The 14,466-nt window shown below is 60.4% G+C and carries 13 protein-coding genes; 6 read left to right on the top strand and 7 right to left on the bottom strand.

Annotation, left to right across the window (positions count from 1 at the left end; genetic code table 11):
• Positions 1-9 precede the first annotated feature (9 nt).
• From ACTQXM_RS01930 to ACTQXM_RS01910, 5 genes are all read right to left on the bottom strand, one after another.
• Positions 10-867 carry an HAD-IIB family hydrolase gene (locus ACTQXM_RS01930; protein ID WP_441049064.1) on the bottom strand — a complete coding sequence of 286 codons (858 nt, stop codon included), beginning with the start codon at positions 865-867 and terminating at the stop codon, positions 10-12.
• A gap of 84 nt (positions 868-951) precedes the next feature.
• Complete coding sequence (locus tag ACTQXM_RS01925) at positions 952-1,290, bottom strand: P-II family nitrogen regulator (RefSeq protein WP_441049065.1); 339 nt, start codon at positions 1,288-1,290, stop codon at positions 952-954.
• A gap of 152 nt (positions 1,291-1,442) precedes the next feature.
• Positions 1,443-2,720: an ammonium transporter gene (locus ACTQXM_RS01920; RefSeq protein ID WP_441536892.1), complete on the bottom strand. Its 1,278-nt coding sequence runs from the start codon at positions 2,718-2,720 to the stop codon at positions 1,443-1,445.
• Between the two features lie 198 nt (positions 2,721-2,918).
• A complete protein-coding gene (locus tag ACTQXM_RS01915; RefSeq protein WP_441054908.1) occupies positions 2,919-3,938 on the bottom strand; it encodes a putative ABC transporter permease in 1,020 nt (339 codons plus the stop codon).
• Between the two features lie 3 nt (positions 3,939-3,941).
• Positions 3,942-4,478 carry an HD domain-containing protein gene (locus ACTQXM_RS01910; RefSeq protein ID WP_441536893.1) on the bottom strand — a complete coding sequence of 179 codons (537 nt, stop codon included), beginning with the start codon at positions 4,476-4,478 and terminating at the stop codon, positions 3,942-3,944.
• Between the two features lie 228 nt (positions 4,479-4,706).
• On the opposite strand from ACTQXM_RS01910, the gene ACTQXM_RS01905 reads away from it, so the two are divergent.
• The 6 genes from ACTQXM_RS01905 (at position 4,707) to ACTQXM_RS01880 (ending at position 11,353) form a co-directional block, all read left to right on the top strand.
• Positions 4,707-6,488 (top strand): 1-deoxy-D-xylulose-5-phosphate synthase, encoded by a 1,782-nt coding sequence (locus tag ACTQXM_RS01905; RefSeq protein WP_441536894.1) that lies wholly within the window; start codon positions 4,707-4,709, stop codon positions 6,486-6,488.
• A gap of 543 nt (positions 6,489-7,031) precedes the next feature.
• The gene (locus tag ACTQXM_RS01900) at positions 7,032-8,027 is read left to right on the top strand and encodes a glutamate ABC transporter substrate-binding protein (protein ID WP_441032898.1); all 996 of its coding nucleotides are present in this window, start codon (positions 7,032-7,034) and stop codon (positions 8,025-8,027) included.
• Between the two features lie 138 nt (positions 8,028-8,165).
• Positions 8,166-8,825 carry an amino acid ABC transporter permease gene (locus tag ACTQXM_RS01895; RefSeq protein WP_154514877.1) on the top strand — a complete coding sequence of 220 codons (660 nt, stop codon included), beginning with the start codon at positions 8,166-8,168 and terminating at the stop codon, positions 8,823-8,825.
• Positions 8,822-9,655, top strand: coding sequence for an amino acid ABC transporter permease (locus tag ACTQXM_RS01890; protein WP_427747661.1), 834 nt, complete (start codon positions 8,822-8,824; stop codon positions 9,653-9,655). Before ACTQXM_RS01895 ends, ACTQXM_RS01890 begins: the two co-directional genes overlap by 4 nt.
• 36 nt (positions 9,656-9,691) lie before the next feature.
• Entirely contained in the window at positions 9,692-10,456 is a 765-nt protein-coding gene (locus ACTQXM_RS01885) for an amino acid ABC transporter ATP-binding protein (RefSeq protein WP_441536895.1), read from the top strand.
• A gap of 87 nt (positions 10,457-10,543) precedes the next feature.
• Positions 10,544-11,353 (top strand): gamma-glutamyl-gamma-aminobutyrate hydrolase family protein, encoded by an 810-nt coding sequence (locus tag ACTQXM_RS01880; protein ID WP_427718223.1) that lies wholly within the window; start codon positions 10,544-10,546, stop codon positions 11,351-11,353.
• 71 nt (positions 11,354-11,424) lie between these two features.
• On the opposite strand, the gene ACTQXM_RS01875 is transcribed toward ACTQXM_RS01880, so the two are convergent.
• Together ACTQXM_RS01875 and ACTQXM_RS01870 are read right to left on the bottom strand one after the other, a co-directional pair.
• Positions 11,425-13,305 carry a diguanylate cyclase gene (locus ACTQXM_RS01875; RefSeq protein WP_441536896.1) on the bottom strand — a complete coding sequence of 627 codons (1,881 nt, stop codon included), beginning with the start codon at positions 13,303-13,305 and terminating at the stop codon, positions 11,425-11,427.
• A gap of 211 nt (positions 13,306-13,516) precedes the next feature.
• Positions 13,517-14,314 carry an alpha/beta fold hydrolase gene (locus tag ACTQXM_RS01870; protein WP_427793647.1) on the bottom strand — a complete coding sequence of 266 codons (798 nt, stop codon included), beginning with the start codon at positions 14,312-14,314 and terminating at the stop codon, positions 13,517-13,519.
• Positions 14,315-14,466 lie beyond the last annotated feature (152 nt).

Raw genomic sequence — 14,466 nt, 5'->3', positions numbered from 1 at the left:
TTTGTCACATTATTCGATGATGGTGCGGGAGTTTTGCTTACGCATGGTGGCGAGCATGTGTTTGGGGACGGCGTGGACCATGCAGCTGCCGATAGTCGCGCTCGCGGCGGCCTTGGCCGCGTCACTGCCGTTTTTGGTCGCGTAGCTGTGGCGGAAACGCTTGAGCATGGCGATGTCGTTGCCGCCGTCGCCGTAAACCGCGACCTCGTCCTCGGCAATGCCGTAGTAGCCCGCCAGCCAGGCCACACTCTCACCCTTGTTGCACGCCACGTCCGTGATCTCAAACATCACCGGATCGAACGGCGCGTTGACCACGCGGTCCGAGCGCTCGGCCAAATACGCCTTAAGGTCGCGCTCCAGCTCGGGCGAGGTCACGCGACAATTGATCTTGCATACGTCATGGCGCAGGATGTCACCGATCGACTGGTCGAAATACTGCTCCTCGTGATACCCGCCACGTGCACGCATGCCGCGCATCACGATGCGCTTGATAGGACTGTCCTTTTTAAAGCCCGCCTGGTGCATCTCGAACGATCCGCTCGAGAACATGCCATCGGGCGTGGAGCAGTCAAAACAGATGTCCGGGAACGCCTTGAGCAGCTCCTCGGTAATCTGCGGGTCGATGGTCCAGGTCTTGAGCACCTCGCCATGGCTGTTGCGCACGATGGATCCGTTGGAGCAGCAGGCGTCGAGTGCCAGACCTGTAAAGCCATGCTCGCCAATCGGCAGCGTCGAGCGCCCGGTTGCGGGAACCACATGCAGGCCAGCCTCGGTCAGCTCGCGAATGGCACGGCGAATGGTCCCGTCTGCCTCGTGCAGGGCGTTCAGCAGCGTTCCGTCTAAGTCGCTCGCAAACATCTTGATCATGGGCATGCCTCTCCTTCGTCTGCACGATATTGTAGACGAGAACGGGCGCGCCCCAAGAGAGGCACACCCGTCAGGCGGTCGATTCTACACCGCGGCGGGGCCGTGTTCGCCGGTGCGGATGCGGATAATTTCCTCGACCGGCTCAACCCAAATCTTGCCGTCTCCAACGGCACCGGTGCGAGCGGCGTTGCAGATAATCTCGACAATTCCGTCGACATGTTCATCGGCGCAGATGAGGGTGAACTGCACCTTAGGGATCGTGTTGACAAGCAACTCATTGCCGCGCACGTATTCCTTCCAGCCATGTTGCGCACCGCAGCCCTGCACCTGGTTGATGGTCATGCCACGAACATCGGCAGCAAACAGCGCGTCTTTAAGAACCTCAAGCTTTTCCTGACGCACGATAGCCGTGATCTTTTTCATAGTGAATTCCTCTCAATAAAAGAAATGAATTGCCATTCAACGACGCGGGTTTTCGAGGTGCCCGAGATTGCCCCGAAAGAGGAGCGCCGCGTACTTCGGTACGCAAGCGACGGTTTGAGGGGTAAGGTCGGGTGCCTGGGAAAGCCGTGCTGCTAATCGAGCCCGGAGAACGAGGGATACGCGCTCTCGCCGTGCTGACTCGCATCCAGGCCCAGCGCCTCGTCTGCCTCGTCCACGCGCAGGCTGCCGCGGAACAGCGCCTTGACCACCGCAGCGATCACCAAGTCGAGCACCAGTACAAGAGCGACCGTCACCACAATGCCCAAAATCTGCGAGATGAGCAGCGACACGTCGCCCGTGTAGAACAGGCCGCCCTTACCGGTCCACGAGAGCTCCGGCACGCAGAACAGGCCCGTGAGCACGCCGCCCAAGATGCCGCCGATGCCGTGGCAGCCAAACGCGTCGAGCGCATCGTCGTAGCCAAACTTGGTCTTAAGATGGCTAATGGCCAGGTAGCAGACAGGTGATACGATCAGGCCCATGACCAGCGCCGCCCACGGCTCGACAAAGCCCGCACCCGGCGTGACCACCACAAGGCCCGCAACCAGACCGGTGCTGGCACCCACCAGCGTGGGGCGACCGGTATGCACGCGCTCGACGACAAGCCACGAGACCATGCCCGCCGCGCTGGCCGTCACGGTGTTGAGGATGGCGAGCGCCGCCACGGCGTCGGCCTTAAACTCGCTGCCGCCGTTAAAGCCAAACCAGCCAAACCAAAGCAGGCCGGCGCCCAGCGCCACAAACGGCACGTTATGTGGGCGGTAGCTCACCATGCCAAAGCCGCGACGACGGCCGAGCATTAAGCAGAGAATCAGGCCCGTCAGACCGGAATAGATGTGCACCACGTCGCCGCCCGCAAAGTCGAGCGCGCCGATGATGTCGCCGATAAAGGAACCCTCACCGCCCCAGACCATGTGAGCGAGCGGCGCATAGACCACGAGCAGCCAAATGCCCAGGAAGGCCGTCATGGCACCAAACTTAATGCGGCCGGCCAGGCTGCCCGTGACGATAGCAGCCGTGATCATGGCAAACGCCATTTGGAAGGCGATGTTGATGATTTGAGGGTAGACGGCACCGTCCACAGCATTGCCCTCGGCCGCCTGCAGCACCTGGTTGAGCACCGGCAGGCACAGCAGCTGGTCAAGGCCTCCAATAAACGGGCTCGAGCCGTCGCCACCGTAGGCCAGCGACCAGCCGGCGACAATCCACAGCACACCGACCAGACCAATGGTGCCAAAGCACATAAGCATGGTGTTGATGACATTTTTGCGCCTGGACAGGCCGCCATAGAAAAACGCCAGACCCGGTGTCATTAAAAACACGAGCATGGTGCAGATGAGCATAAACGTTGTCGATCCCGTATCGTACATTCGCTCCCCCTTGGTCACATGAACGTTGTCGGCGCCCATAATGCGGCCGAGGGGCAACTGGTGTAGACCAGATACGGCGTTGTTAAACGCTGCGTTGTCGAATGGAAACGGTGCCGCAATCTTGGAAACGGCGCGGCAACGGACGCGAAACGAACGGGAAATACGCGAGCAAGGGAGCCGTGTGCGCGCCCATCCCGGCTAGCGCCGAAACAGCTCGTGGGCGCGGTCGCGGAGATTAGTTGCTCGAATGACGCCCTCGTAGCGATTGATGCGCAAGCGCGGGAAAGCATTGAAGAAGCGCAGGTCGCGACGGCTGAGCGACACACTCGGCACCGGACGGCTCATGCGCTTACCGGCAAGGCGACGACTGAGCGACGGACGCGGCATGCTCGGCGCAGCATCGGCCACGCGGCGGGCGGCAAGCGCCAGGCCGCGAGCACCATCCGAGATAAACGTCGGCATCGAAGCCTTCTCACGAAGGGCATCGAGCGCCGCGTCGCCCAGCTCGGCCAGCCACGCGTTAACGGCGCGGCTACGGATATGCGTCTGCGCTACCGAGTCGATCGTCGAATCGGGAATACGTTCGAGCATGGAATCCGAGGCATCGGCAAGCGACTCATTGATGCGGTCGGCAAGGTCGGCGCGCACACGCTCCAGCTGATCGGACAGGCGACGCCAACTGGCCAAAGAGCACACCGCGTCGACCATCATCGCGACCGCGACGATAAAGGCGGACAGCCGCACAATCAGCACCGGCAGATGGCCAAGCAGTCCCAGCAATGCCGGCTCCACTAAACGACAAATGCACAACGCGCCCAGGCCAAACGCGCAGGCCCAGTACAGGCAGATACGTCCGTGCAAGTTAAACGGCAGGTGCGAGTAGTCCCAAAAGCGTGCGCCTGTTGTCTTTTCCAATAGAAGGCCCACACTGTACTCGATTACGCTGCACACAAGCGCCGCGGCGACAAATTGGCTCGAGGCATCCGGAATCCCGCGCAGCAAAAGCCAGCAGGCTATGCCGCCCACACCATAGATAGGGCAACACGGCCCCAGCAAGAATCCGCTGTTGGCAAAGCGTCCTTGGTTGAGCATGGCGCAGACTGTTGACTCCCATGCCCAACCGCAAAACCCGTAAAAGGCAAACGAGAGCACCAGTGCCGAGAGCGGACAGGCGGCAAGCGTCGCGCCGTCAAATGCCATGTCGATCGCGGTCCCCACCGTCTACCCTCTCCTCTTTTCGCTCGATTCTTTACTCACGCCATCGTCTGCCTCGTCCTTGAGCGGCAGACGGCCGGCGATCGTCTCGCGCAGAGCACACCATTTATCCGCCAGACACACAATCCATGCCTCACGACACGTCGGCGGCACCGGCACCAGCGGAAACATATGCCGCACGATAATATTCCGCTCGCGCGACGTCAGCTCAAAATCTTCCTCCGCACGCGCCAGGGCAAAAAACGGATGCCGAAATCCGTGCAGGCGATGGCTCGGATCGGGATCGTGCCAGTCATAAAGAAAGTAATCGTGCAGCAGGGCCCCGCGCAGCAACGAGGCGCGGTCGACCGAGACACCGACACGGCCCAAGCGCTCGGCAAAGGAAAGGCTCGCCCGCGCTACCGAAGTCACATGTGCATAGACCGTCACGTCGCCATGCTGGATAAACTCGTGCGTCAGGTCCAAGCGGCCCGCCTGGGCGAGCTGACGGGCGGCATAGTCGACCTCCTGCGCGATTTTCTCGGCACGAACGACATCGGACATGCTGCCTCCTTCCAGCGACTCACGGCGACAAGCCACGGCCTGTGCACAATCGATAAAAACATCATGGAACACATCAGTATGACATCGGACAAAACGTTTTGCCCCACCAGTTGGCGAATTACCGCGCCGCCGTCACATATCAAACGCCAAAATGTGCGAGACTGTTTTGTGCAATTGTGCCGGCCGAGGGAGCGCCGGCGCTCGATTCGCATGGAGTAACCCACAACGATGCTGCTTACGCAAACGACAACGCCCGAGGACGTCAAGGCTCTCGACCGCGCCGAGCTTCCGCTGCTCTGCGGCGAGATCCGCCAGGCAATCCTCGAAAGCTCCGCCGCCGTCGGTGGGCACGTTGCCCCCAACCTGGGCGTCGTTGAGCTTACGGTTGCGCTTCATCGCGTGTTTAACTCCCCCATCGACAAGATTGTCTTTGACGTTTCGCACCAGACCTACGCCCACAAGGCGCTGACGGGGCGCGCGTACACCTATATCGATCCGGAGCGTTATGGTGAGGCTTCTGGCTTTGCCAATCCCGACGAGTCCGAGCACGACCTGTTTGCCATGGGCCATACCTCCACGTCGGTGAGCCTGGGCTGCGGCCTTGCGCACGCGCGCGACCTGGCGGGCGACGCGTATAACGTCATTACCGTTATTGGCGACGGTTCGCTTTCGGGCGGTCTGGCGTTTGAGGGCTTTAACAACGCCGCCGAGCTCGACAGCAACTTGATCATCATCGTCAACGATAACGACCAGTCTATCGCCGAAAACCATGGTGGCCTGTATCGCAATCTGGCCGAACTGCGCGCCAGCAACGGCACCTGTGAGCGCAACGTTTTCCGCGCGATGGGGCTCGACTACCGCTATCTGGACGCCGGTAACGATGTGTTGGCCCTCGTCGACGCGCTGCAGGAACTGCGCAATATCGATCATCCCATCGTGCTGCACGTCTCCACCGCCAAGGGCAAGGGCTTTGAGCCGGCCCAGAGCGACCCCGAGCGCTGGCACCACGTAGGTCCGTTTGACATGGCGACTGGGCGCAAGCTCTGCCCGGGCCATCCGAGCGAGCCTGCGCCGCGCACCTATGCCGACATTACGGGCGAGGCGCTCAGCGCCGCCATCGAGCGCGATCCACAGGTCGTGGGCATCACGGCCGCCACGCCCTACATCATGGGCTTTACGCCCGAGCTTCGCGCTGCCGCCGGCAAACAGTTTGTCGATGTGGGCATTGCCGAGGAGCACGCCGTGACCTTTGCCACCGCGCTTGCGCGCTCGGGCGCCAAGCCAGTCTTTGGTGTGTACGGCACGTTTTTGCAGCGCGCCTACGACGAGCTGTGGCACGACCTGTGCCTCAACGACACCCCCGCAACCATCCTGGTGTTTGGCGCGTCAATCTTTGGCACCACATCCGAGACGCACCTCTCGTTCTTTGATATATCCATGCTGGGCGGACTTCCCAACATGCGCTATCTGGCACCGGCCTGCATGGAGGAATACCTGTCCATGCTGAGCTGGTCGCTCGACCACCGCGAGCATCCCGTGGCGATCCGCGTTCCGGGCATTGGCCTGGTTAGCCGCCCCGATTTGGCGCCCGCCGAGGACACCGACTACAGCGCCGTTCGCTACGACGTGGTGCGTCAGGGCCGCGACGTTGCCGTGCTCGCGCTTGGCGATTTCTTTGAGCTGGGCGAGCGCGTGACAAACCGCTTGGCTGCCGAATACGGCATAGAGGCCACGCTCGTCAACCCGCGCTTTGCAACCGAGCTTGACCGCGAGTCTCTCGATGGCCTTGCCGCCGAGCATCGCGTTGTCGTCACCCTCGAGGACGGCATCTTGGACGGTGGCTGGGGCGAGCGCGTCGCGTGCTACTTGTCCTGCACGCCCGTGCGCACGCGCACCTTTGGCATCGCCAAGGGCTTTCCCGACCGCTACGACCCCAACGAGTTGCTTGCTCAGAACGGCATAACGGTCGAGAACATGGCCGCCGAAGCGGTACGCCTGCTAAACGAGTAGAAAAACCTCCGCAAGGGAAGCACCCCTGCGGAGGTTTTTATTTTCCCAACTCAATTGTCTCGATCTGTAACACCTAGAGGACAAATCCTCGCCCAATTGTTACAGATCTAGACAAGCCGTCTTTGCCCCTGTTGTTTGTCTCAATCTGTAACAGATAGAGACCTTTTGTCCGTCCAGATGTTACAGATCGAGACACTCAAGTCCCCCTGAAGAGAAAATCTCAATCTGTAACAGTTACTCGGCAAAAATGGCTGCAGATGTTACAGATTGAGACAAAACAGCGAGGCAGGCCGCCATATGTCGCGTTGCCGCCATTATAGCGACCGCCGCGAGCGACCATGCCGTCTGCAAAACGCTATCTCAGCTGCAATAACTGACGTTTGCCCAGATAAAACCTGCCAAAATAAACCTGTCCCTTTTTGGTAGGTAGAATTACCCATAAGGTAAGTATGTTTCTGAGTTATTTCGTGTTGACCCATTTGAGCGCGATAGGGTATAACTCTATTCAACCGCTAGGGATTTTATTGAGAAAGGTGTTCTACCATGAGCAAGAACCTCTCCCAGCAGGTCGTTTTCGACCGTCGCGGCTTCATCGCCGCCACCTTTGCAACCGTCGCCGGCCTTGGTCTTGCCGGCTGCTCCGACACCAGCGCCGAGGCCGACAAGGGTTCCGCCGCCGGCTCCTCCAAGAGCCCCGAGGACACCGAGGCTTCCACCACGCTCGATGCCAAGGCATTCGACAAGCTCATCGACAACGGCCCCAAGGCCGATGATGACGCCATCGCCGCCAGCACCTGGGCCACGGCCGTCAAGGACGCCGGCGTCTTTAAGATCGGTGGCGTTCAGACCTCCACGCTCTTCTCCCTCCTCAACGAGAAGGACGGCAAGACCCGTGGCTTCGACGCCGGCATCGCGCAGCTCCTGTCCAACTACATTCTGGGCGAGAACAAGGTCGAGATCACCCAGGTGACCTCGGACACGCGTGAGTCCGTCCTGCAGAACGGCCAGGTCGACGCCGTCTTTGCCACCTACACCATTACCGATGAGCGCAAGAAGCTTGTCTCCTTTGCCGGCCCCTACTACTACACCCAGCAGGCCATCCTGGTGCTCGCCGACAACGACGACATCAAGAGCGTCGACGACCTGGCCGACAAGAACGTCGCCGTCCAGTCCGGCTCCAACGGCCCCGCCATCCTGGAGGAGTTCGCCCCCAAGGCCAGCCAGCAGGAGTTCAAGACCGACGAGGAGGCCCGTCAGGCACTTCAGCAGGGCCGCGTTGACGCCTACGTCATCGACAACAACATGCAGCAGAGCGCCCTGGTCCGCGAGCCCGGTAAGTACAAGATCGCCGGCAAGCCCTTCGGCAGCAAAGAGCCCTACGGCATCGGCCTGCCGCTCGATTCCGACGGCGTCGCCTTTGTCAACGACTTCCTTAAGAAGATCGAGGACGATGGCACCTGGACCGAGCTGTGGCAGATCTGCATCGGCGATCGCACGGGCGACACCAACGTTCCCGAGCTGCCCGAGATCGGCGCCTAGACAGCGAGCCCAGTAACGGCCGCTACGAAACCATACGGAAACGCACGATGCGCTTTATTGCGCTAAACTGTTTCCACACTGAGTTGTCGGGGCTTCCGTACACACGGGAGCCCCTTTCCTTATCGGCGGGAGGTCCGCATGAGTCTCTCCGAGCTCTGGTCGCTCTATGGCCAGAACTATATCGACGCGCTGCTAGCAACCTGGGGCATGACGCTTGAGTCGTTTGCCATCGCCATGGTGCTGGCCGTCGCTGTCACCGTGATGCGCGTGTCGCCGCTCAAGCCGCTGCGCATTTTTGGCGACCTGTATGTTCAGGTCTTCCGTAACATCCCCGGCATCGCGCTGCTTATCATCGTCGTCTATGCGCTGCCGCCGCTCAAGGTCGTCCTGCCCTACCGCACCTGCGTTATCGTCGCCACGGTCCTTTTGGGCTCGGCCTTTGGCTCCGAGAACTTTATGAGCGGCATCAACACCGTCGGCGTCGGCCAGGTGGAAGCCGCGCGCTCGCTCGGCATGAGCTTCAGCCGTATCCTCGCCAAGATCGTGATTCCGCAGGCGCTGCGCTCGAGCGTGCTGCCCATGACCAACCTCTTTATCGCCGTCATGCTCACCACCGCACTCGGCAGCCAGGTACCGCTTCAACCGCAGGAGCTCACCGGCGTGGTGAGCTACATCAACACGCGCTCGCTCGGCGGCGTCGCCGCGTTCTTTATCTCGGCGCTCGGCTACCTGGGCACGGCCTTTGTGGTGAGCCACATTGGCAACTACATCGATAAGAAGGTGAGGATCCTCCGATGAGCAAGCACTCCTCTTCTGCGCTCACCATGCGCGATGCGCTTTACGAGGCTCCCGGCCCCAAGATGCGCGCCAAGATTCGCATCGGCACCGCTATCTCGCTTGTTGCCGTCGCTGCGCTCGCCGTCCTCGTGTTGCAGCGCTTTTATGTGACCGGTCAGCTTTCGGTCCACTATTGGTATTTCTTTACGCACCTCACCACCTGGAAGTTCCTGCTTGCCGGCTTTGAGGGCACCGTTAAAGTCGCACTCACCGCTGGCGCCATCGCGCTGGTGTTGGGCCTAGCCCTTATGCTCGGCCGCACCAGCGACATTAAGCCGCTGCAGCTGGTCTGCCGCGTGCTCACCGATTTCTTCCGCGGCGTACCGAGCCTGCTGTTCATCTACTTCTTCTTTTTGGTGCTGCCTCAGTACAAAATTGCGCTGCCGTCGTTTTGGATGCTCACGCTCCCCGTCGCGCTCGCTGCAGCCGGCGTGCTGGCCGAGATCTTTCGCGCGGGCGTCAACGCCGTACCGCGCGGGCAGGTCGAGGCAGCCCAAGCGCTCGGTCTCTCCAAAGCTAAAATCACCTTTAAAATCGTGCTGCCGCAGGCGATTCGGTTTATCATTCCGTCGTTGATTTCGCAGCTTGTGGTCGTAGTCAAAGACACCACCGTCGCTTACGTGGTGAGCTACCCCGACCTCATGCAAAATGCCCGCGTGCTCATTACCAACTACGACGCCCTTGTGTCGGTCTACCTGGTAATCGCGGTCATCTACATCCTCATCAACGTCGCGATCAACAAGGCCGCTGTCTACGTTTCGCACAAGACCGGCGCGACCATCATCCGCTAACGCTTTACCATTTCCAGTCATAAGGAGCCGAGCACCATGGCACAGAGCACCTCTTCCACCGGCAATCAGCCGCTGATCGAGCTCAAGCACGTCGATAAGCACTATGGCGATCTGCACGTCCTCAACGACATCAATCTCTCGGTCGACCGCGGCGAGGTCGTCGTCGTGATCGGCCCCTCGGGCTCGGGCAAGTCGACCATGTGCCGAACCATCAACCGCTTGGAAACCATCGACTCGGGCGAGATCCTCATCGAGGGCGAGCCCCTGCCGCAGGAAGGCAAGGATCTTGCCCGCATGCGTGCCGAGCTGGGCATGGTGTTTCAGCAGTTCAACCTGTTCGCACATATGACCGTGCTGCAGAACGTCATGCTGGGACCGGTCGACGTGCTGGGCGTCTCCAAGGACGAGGCCCGCGAGCGCGCCATGGACCTGCTGGGCCGCGTGGGCGTTGCCGAACAGGCCGATAAGGTGCCCGCACAGCTCTCGGGCGGCCAGCAGCAGCGCGTAGCCATCGCCCGCTCGCTTGCCATGCAACCCAAGGCCATGCTTTTTGATGAGCCCACGAGCGCCCTTGACCCCGAGATGATCAACGAGGTGCTCGAGGTCATGGTCCGTCTGGCCCAGCAGGGCATGACGATGATCGTCATTACGCACGAGATGAACTTTGCCCGCCGCGTGGCCGACCGCGTCGTGTTTATGGCCGACGGCCAAATCGTGGAAACCGGCACGCCCGACGAGTTCTTCGACCACCCCCAGACCAAGCGCGCAGAGGACTTCCTCAACTCCATCAAGGGCCACTAACCAGCAACTCCTTGGGACAAATCCATTGAAAGTGTTGTCCCACGTCTCTCATGCGCCCTGTCACCTTCAGATTCGAAAGCAGCACCCATGATCGGAACACGTACTTCCTCGTCCTATACCCCGCACGTCGACGTTGCCCCCGCCGACCGCCCGCTCATCCTGGTGGCGCCGCGTTGGGAAGAGGCAAAGCCGTTTTTGAGCGAGACGCTCTCCCCCAACGAGGAAATCGCCAGTGTCTTTGTCGATGCCATCCTTGCCGCCGGCGGCCTGCCGCTGCAGATGTCCATCACCGAGGACATTGAGGTCATCCGTCATTACGTCGATATCGCCGACGGCATCGCCATTCCCGGCGGCCCCGATGTCAATCCCAAACGTTGGGGCGATGATCGACCCTACGACCCCACCCTCTGCTGCGAGATCCGCGATAGCTTTGAGTTTAAGCTGGTCGACGAGGTGCTCCGCGCCAAAAAGCCGCTCTTTACCACCTGCCGCGGCACGCAGTTGCTCAATGTCGCCACTGGCGGCACCCTGTGCATGGACGTACCGAGCCTGGGCGCTCGCGAGGGGCGCACGCAGTGGCGCCATACCCACGTGCTCAACGACCCTGTGCATCCCGTCGAGGTCGTGCCGGGCTCGCTTCTGGAGCGCGCGGTTGGCGGGCACAGGCTGATCCAGACCAACTCCGCACACCACTGCTGCGTCGAGCGTCTGGGTAAAAGCACGCGCTTGGTCGCCAAGGCAACCGACGGCGTTCCCGAGTGCATCGAAGTCGAAGGCCAGCCTTTCTGCCTGGGCGTGCAATGGCATCCCGAGTACACCTGGCAGACGCTCGAGACCGACTTTAACCTGTGGAAGTCGTTTGTCGAGGCGGCGGCCAAGGTAAAGCAGGCCCGCTAGTTCGCGAACCGCACAACAGATAAGGACGCCCCGCCGGCCACATGGTCCGACGGGGCGTCCCTTTGCCTAGCTTAAACCGAAGGGAACGCGACAACGTCCGCAGGGCGCTCCAGCGTCTCGGCAATGCGATCGCGCACTTCGAGCAGACACTCGATAAGCAGCGGATTGAAAGCGCCGCACTCACCGTCCAGAATCATCCGAATCGCCTCTTCTTGCGAAATGGCGTCCTTGTACACACGCACGCTCGTCAACGCATCGTACACATCGGCCACCGAGACCACCTGAGCGGCAATGGGGATATCGTCGCCCTTAAGACCGTCAGGATAGCCCGTACCATCCCAACGTTCATGATGCCAGCGGGCGATTTGGTACGCATAGTCCAAAAGGGCACTTCCTTCATGGTTTCTGCCCAGATTGCGCAGCATGTCGGCACCAATGGTAGTATGCGTCTTCATTATTTCAAACTCTTCGGGCGTCAGACGTCCGGGCTTGTTGAGAATCGCATCGTCAATCGACATCTTGCCGATATCGTGCAGCGCCGACGCCAACGCAATCGAAGAACGCTCCTCGTTGCCAAGAGAGTACTTGTCGCTCCGTCGCGCCAAGTCGCCAAGCAGCAGCTCAGTCAACTTCTCGATATGCGTGACATGCCTGCCGCTTTCGCCATTACGGACTTCCATGACGCTCGCCATGATGTCGACGAGTATACGGCTGTTATTGACGCGCGCATTGTACTGCTGCGACAGCAGACTCGTCAGACGACGCTGTTTGGCATACAGTCGAATAATATTGTTGACGCGACGACGCACAATGCGGTCATCGAACGGGCGACTGATATAGTCCGAGGCGCCCAAATCGTAAGCACGTAACACCACGTCGTCGGTATCTTCGCTCGAGATCATAATAACAGGTAGGCTATCGAGGGCTGCCTGACGCGAAAGCTCGGCCAGCACCTCACAGCCGCTCATGTCCGACATGACAATATCGAGCAGCACGAGGGACAGGTCGCCACCATAACGGTCAACCGCATCGAGCGTGGCGCGACCGCTATCGGCTTCTAGAATGCGATAGTCGTCCTTGAGCATCTCACCGAGGATGGACCGGCTCACTTTGGAATCGTCGGCAATCAGCACCAGGGGCTTTTGGCTTTGGAAGGCCTCGATGGAATCGGCATCGGTCACGACCGTACCGGCTTTTGTCTTAGCGTGGCTCAGTAACTGGACAGCGCGGCCAACGCCCTCATCGACTGTCTCGCCATGAATGCGAACGCCACCAACACATGCCGTCAAGCTCACGTACTCATGGCCCGGAATAATCGTGGCATGAACGGCATCGGATACCTGATGCAGGCGACGGGTGAAGTCATCGGAGGGAATATTGGGCATGACGACCACAAACTTGTCGCAGCCATAGCGCACAAGCTCGTCAGTCGAACGGATTCCGCTGCGTATGGCTGTCGCCACAGCACCGAGCGCAAGGTCGCCGGCATGACGGCCACACGTATCATTGACGACCCTAAAATCATCAAGGTCGATCATCGCAACGCCGGCATTCATGCGGGCGCTACGGAGCTTTTCCTCGTAATATCGGCGATTGCGCACGCCCGTCAGCACGTCGGTGTAGACAAGGTCCTCTTCTGTGGCCTCTTGCTCATCAATCGGACGCACCATCAGCAAGACGTGAGGCTCACCCTCGACCTTTAGAGGGCGCAGACGGGCGCGGTACTCAACACCATCGTTGAGCAGTTGCTCCGACACCTCACCCGAATCTGCCAAGGCCTCAAGACTCGACTGACGCAGACAAGGGCAGCGATCGCCGGCGAGCAAGCAGTTAGGCTCGCTCTTAATCTGATCGGCCGACAGCAAACGCACCACGGGGTAGGTCTTCGCGACGCGGGCGACCTCAGCGGCAGCCTCCTCGTCGGTTAGATTGGCCTCGTGACTATTGAGCATATGGGGCCCTTTCGATAGTTTCGCATGGTAGCGATGGGTTCCAATTGTTACAAGGGTAACACCTTGCCGATGCAGGTAAGCACGTGAATGCTGTTACATTTTTATGAGTTGGCAGGCGACGCGATTGAAGCCGCAGACGTGAGGTTTTGAGCACATTTGTTAACACGGCCGAAACGTTTGCGGGTGAAGGCTGTTTCGGCTATTGCAAGCGCTAGAGCCCCAGGATGCCACGAACAGTCTGGGCAGCCGCTGCCGGGCGATCGCGCAGGCCGTTGTGCGCGCCGGGAACCATTACGAGTGGACAGTCCAAAAGCTCAGCCGCCATCCTCGTGCCCGCCTCGCGGGGCGTGCCAATCGAGAGTTCACCCAAGAGCACGGCGGCCACCGTTTTCGACGCGCGAACGCTATCCCAATCGGGAACGCAGGTCATAGTAATCCCGTATTCGTTTGCCATGAAACTGCGGCCGTTGCGCAGGGCATGCTTGGCTTCTGCCTCGGTTAACTTGGGGGCCTCAGGGTCCGAATCGCCGATGGCGCCAAGGAAGGCCCGTAACGCCCTGGAGACCTTTCCCGCAGCGATCATCTCGAGCAAAACCGGGGCCGCGCCCAGGCCGGCGCCCTCATCCGTCACGGCAGGTTCATGCAGAATCGCACGCGAGATTATGGCGGGGTTTGCACGGAGAAGCTCCAGGGCCACCAGCGTACCGGCACTGTGCGCGAGGACATTTGCCGGGGCGCCGGCATGTTGGATAACAGCTCGCAGGTCGGCAGCCTGAACTGCCAGATCGTAGCGTCCGTCTGCCGCATCGTCGCTCTCGCCGCAACCACGGCGGTCATAGGCAATGACGCGATAGCCACAGGCGAGCTCGTGGGCGATGCCGTCAAAAAATGTGCCGTCGACGCACGCACCGTGCACGCACACCAAGGCGGGCGCATCGGACGATACATCCGGGCCGGCATACTCGCGGCAGGCAATCGTGGTGCCCGCATTTTCGACCGTAAAATCCATGTTGTGATCCTATCGTCAACGCCATCAGGCCGCACCGAGGTGCGACTTGGACAGTCTGGCGCCATGTTACGCATACTTAAATGCGTTTACTGTACCCGACTCGCACCCTTTCATGATAGGGTTCCGAAAACTCACCAGGCTGCACAGTTTCG

The organism is Collinsella sp. LCP19S3_D3, from assembly GCF_052121455.1.
Taxonomy (GTDB): Bacteria; Actinomycetota; Coriobacteriia; order Coriobacteriales; family Coriobacteriaceae; genus Collinsella.
Note: the sequence above shows the minus strand (reverse complement) of the source record. Positions and strands in the feature narration are given on the sequence as shown.

Excerpts from the sequence above, each read along its gene's own strand:
- ACTQXM_RS01930 (WP_441049064.1), bottom strand. The coding sequence starts at position 867 with ATGATCAAGATGTTTGCGAGCGACTTAGACGGAACGCTGCTGAACGCC.
- ACTQXM_RS01925 (WP_441049065.1), bottom strand. The coding sequence starts at position 1,290 with ATGAAAAAGATCACGGCTATCGTGCGTCAGGAAAAGCTTGAGGTTCTT.
- ACTQXM_RS01920 (WP_441536892.1), bottom strand. The coding sequence starts at position 2,720 with ATGTACGATACGGGATCGACAACGTTTATGCTCATCTGCACCATGCTC.
- ACTQXM_RS01910 (WP_441536893.1), bottom strand. The coding sequence starts at position 4,478 with ATGTCCGATGTCGTTCGTGCCGAGAAAATCGCGCAGGAGGTCGACTAT.
- ACTQXM_RS01905 (WP_441536894.1), top strand. The coding sequence starts at position 4,707 with ATGCTGCTTACGCAAACGACAACGCCCGAGGACGTCAAGGCTCTCGAC.
- ACTQXM_RS01900 (WP_441032898.1), top strand. The coding sequence starts at position 7,032 with ATGAGCAAGAACCTCTCCCAGCAGGTCGTTTTCGACCGTCGCGGCTTC.
- ACTQXM_RS01895 (WP_154514877.1), top strand. The coding sequence starts at position 8,166 with ATGAGTCTCTCCGAGCTCTGGTCGCTCTATGGCCAGAACTATATCGAC.
- ACTQXM_RS01890 (WP_427747661.1), top strand. The coding sequence starts at position 8,822 with ATGAGCAAGCACTCCTCTTCTGCGCTCACCATGCGCGATGCGCTTTAC.
- ACTQXM_RS01885 (WP_441536895.1), top strand. The coding sequence starts at position 9,692 with ATGGCACAGAGCACCTCTTCCACCGGCAATCAGCCGCTGATCGAGCTC.
- ACTQXM_RS01880 (WP_427718223.1), top strand. The coding sequence starts at position 10,544 with ATGATCGGAACACGTACTTCCTCGTCCTATACCCCGCACGTCGACGTT.
- ACTQXM_RS01875 (WP_441536896.1), bottom strand. The coding sequence starts at position 13,305 with ATGCTCAATAGTCACGAGGCCAATCTAACCGACGAGGAGGCTGCCGCT.
- ACTQXM_RS01870 (WP_427793647.1), bottom strand. The coding sequence starts at position 14,314 with ATGGATTTTACGGTCGAAAATGCGGGCACCACGATTGCCTGCCGCGAG.